Below are 2,442 nucleotides of genomic sequence, written 5' to 3'. Positions count from 1 at the left end.
GTAAGCAGCCAGGGAACACATGTTGATCTGACAGCGCCCTGGTAGTGAACATCTGTCCGCTTAGAAGGAGTCGGACACGTGAACACTTATGGGGTCGATCTGATGGGCCGGCGGCGTCGGCGGCGGCACACGGCGGAGTTCAAGGCGGCGGTCATCGAAGAGTGCCTCAGGCCCGGTGTGTCCATTGCGGCCGTGGCACTGGCGCACAGCCTCAACGCCAATATGCTGCGCAAGTGGGTCATCGACGCCGAGCACAAGGTCATGGCGCCGCCGCCAAGCGCAGCCCCCGAGCCCGAGCCAGCGTCGATGCCGGCGCCGACCTTCATCCCGCTGGCATTGCCCGCGCCGACTATCGACGGCGAGATTCGCATCGAACTGCATCGCGCTGGCACCGTCATCAAGCTCGTCTGGCCCGCCGCTGCCGCCCGGGACTGCGCCGCCTGGCTGAGGGACTGGCTTCGATGATCCGTGTGGACGCGGTCTGGCTGTGCACCCAGCCGCTGGACATGCGCGCCGGCACCGACGCGACGCTGGCACGGGTGGTGCAGGTTTTCGGCTCAGCTCGACCGCACCACGCCTATGTTTTCGCCAACAAGCGCTCCACGCGGCTGAAGGTGCTTGTGCATGACGGGATCGGCATCTGGCTGGCCGCGCGCCGGCTGCATCAAGGGCGCTTCACCTGGCCCGGCGGCGGCTGCGGCGCGCCGCAGTCCCTGACCCGCGAGCAGCTCGATGCCCTGGTGCTGGGTCTGCCCTGGCAGCGCGTCGGCGAGGCCGGCGTGATCGGCCTGACCTGAGCCCAAGGCAATCGGTGCGAGCGCCGATGGTCAGCGCGCCTGGTGCTGCGCACACTGGTCTGCAATGCTTGCAGACCCGCCCATCTCCGCCGAAGAACTCGCTGCGCTGCAAGCGGCGGGTCTTGGCGAGATCGGCGCCAAGTTGCTTCGCCGCATTGAACATGACCGGCGGGAGATCGACCGGCGTGACGCGAAGCTGGAGAAGCTCTCGTTCGAGATCGCCCAGCTGCGGCGCCTGAAGTTCGGCAAGCAGAGCGAGCAGCTCGATGTCGAACAACGTGCGCTGTTCGACGAGGCCCTAGATGCCGACATCGCCGCGGCCGAGGCACAGCTCCAGGAGCTGCTGGGCAAGAAGAGACCGCTGGCAGCGCCTGGCGAGCGCCCCAAGCGCACAGCCTTGCCGCCGAACCTGCCGCGCATCGACCGCCGCCACGAACCCGACAACACCACCTGCGCGTGCGGGTGTGCGCTCAAGCGCATCGGCGAGGACATCAGCGAGAAGCTGGACTACACACCGGGCGTGTTCACCGTCGAGCGCCACATCCGCGGCAAGTGGGCCTGCGCGCAGTGCCGCACGCTGACCCAGGCACCGGTCCCGGCCGAGATCATCGACAAGGGCATTCCCACGTCAGGGCTGCTGGCACAGGTGCTGGTCGCCAAGTACGCGGACCATCTGCCGCTGTACCGCCAGGAAGCCATCTTCGGCCGCGCTGGCGTTGCGCTGCCGCGCTCGACCTTGGGTGCCTGGATCGGTGTCTGTGGCCTGCGCCTGCAGCCGCTGGTCGATGCGCTGAAGGCACACCTCCTGGCCTGCCCGGTCGTGCATGCCGACGAGACGCCGGTGGCCATGCTGTCTCCTGGCAGCGGCAAGACCCATCGCGCCTACCTGTGGGCCTATGCTGCGGGTGCGTTCGGGCCCTTGCGTGCGGTCGTCTACGACTTCACCGCGTCCAGAGCTGGCGAGCACGCCAGGGCCTTCCTCGGCGACTGGCGCGGCAGTCTCGTGTGCGACGACTACACCGGCTACAAGGCCAGCTTCGCGCTGGGCGTGACCGAGGCCGGCTGCATGGCGCACGCGCGGCGCAAGTTCGTCGAGCTCCACGAGGCCAACAAGAGCACCATCGCGGCGGCGGCCATCGACCTCATCGGCCAGTTGTACGGCATCGAGCGCGAGGCAAAACTGCTCGGCCCACAGCAGCGGCTGCACGTGCGACGAACACGCGCAGCGCCCATCGCCAAGGCGCTGCATGACTGGCTCCTTGCGCAGCGCGGCAAAATCACGGACGGCACCGCCACGGCCAAAGCCATCGACTACAGCCTCAACCGCTGGGCGGCGCTCACGCGCTACCTGGACGACCCGGCGCTGCCCATCGACAACAACCATGATGAACAGCAAATCCGTCCCTGGGCCACGGGGCGCAAGAACTGGCTGTTCGCCGGGACGTTGCTGGCCGGGCAGCGTGCCGCGGCCATCATGAGCCTGATCCAGTCAGCCAAGCTCAACGGGCATGACCCGTACGCCTATTTGAAGGATGTCCTGCAGAGGCTGCCTACGCAACGGGCCTGCAACATCGGCGAACTGCTGCCGCACCACTGGGTGCCAGCTATCTGACCGAACGCTCCGCCTCGGTCAATATGTGTTCCC

The 2,442-nt window shown here is 67.5% G+C and carries 3 protein-coding genes; all 3 read left to right on the top strand.

The window, feature by feature from the left end; translation table 11 throughout:
• Window positions 1-78 precede the first annotated feature (78 nt).
• The 3 genes from AACH06_RS30050 (at window position 79) to tnpC (ending at window position 2,409) form a co-directional block, all read left to right on the top strand.
• Entirely contained in the window at window positions 79-465 is a 387-nt protein-coding gene (locus AACH06_RS30050; protein WP_341429515.1) for a transposase, read from the top strand.
• The gene (gene tnpB, locus AACH06_RS30045) at window positions 462-797 is read left to right on the top strand and encodes an IS66 family insertion sequence element accessory protein TnpB (RefSeq protein WP_341429514.1); all 336 of its coding nucleotides are present in this window, start codon (window positions 462-464) and stop codon (window positions 795-797) included. The genes AACH06_RS30050 and tnpB overlap by 4 nt, the downstream gene beginning before the upstream one ends.
• Window positions 798-861: 64 nt before the next feature.
• Window positions 862-2,409 (top strand): IS66 family transposase, encoded by a 1,548-nt coding sequence (gene tnpC, locus AACH06_RS30040; protein ID WP_341429513.1) that lies wholly within the window; start codon window positions 862-864, stop codon window positions 2,407-2,409.
• The last annotated feature ends 33 nt before the right edge of the window (window positions 2,410-2,442 follow it).

Origin of the sequence: Ideonella lacteola (assembly GCF_038066555.1) — a bacterium.
GTDB classification, from domain to species: domain Bacteria; phylum Pseudomonadota; class Gammaproteobacteria; order Burkholderiales; family Burkholderiaceae_C; genus Ideonella; species Ideonella lacteola.
The sequence above is the reverse complement of the archived record's forward strand: the minus strand, read 5'-3'. Positions and strand labels throughout refer to the sequence as shown.

Excerpts from the sequence above, each read along its gene's own strand:
- tnpB (WP_341429514.1), top strand. The coding sequence starts at position 462 with ATGATCCGTGTGGACGCGGTCTGGCTGTGCACCCAGCCGCTGGACATG.
- tnpC (WP_341429513.1), top strand. The coding sequence starts at position 862 with ATGCTTGCAGACCCGCCCATCTCCGCCGAAGAACTCGCTGCGCTGCAA.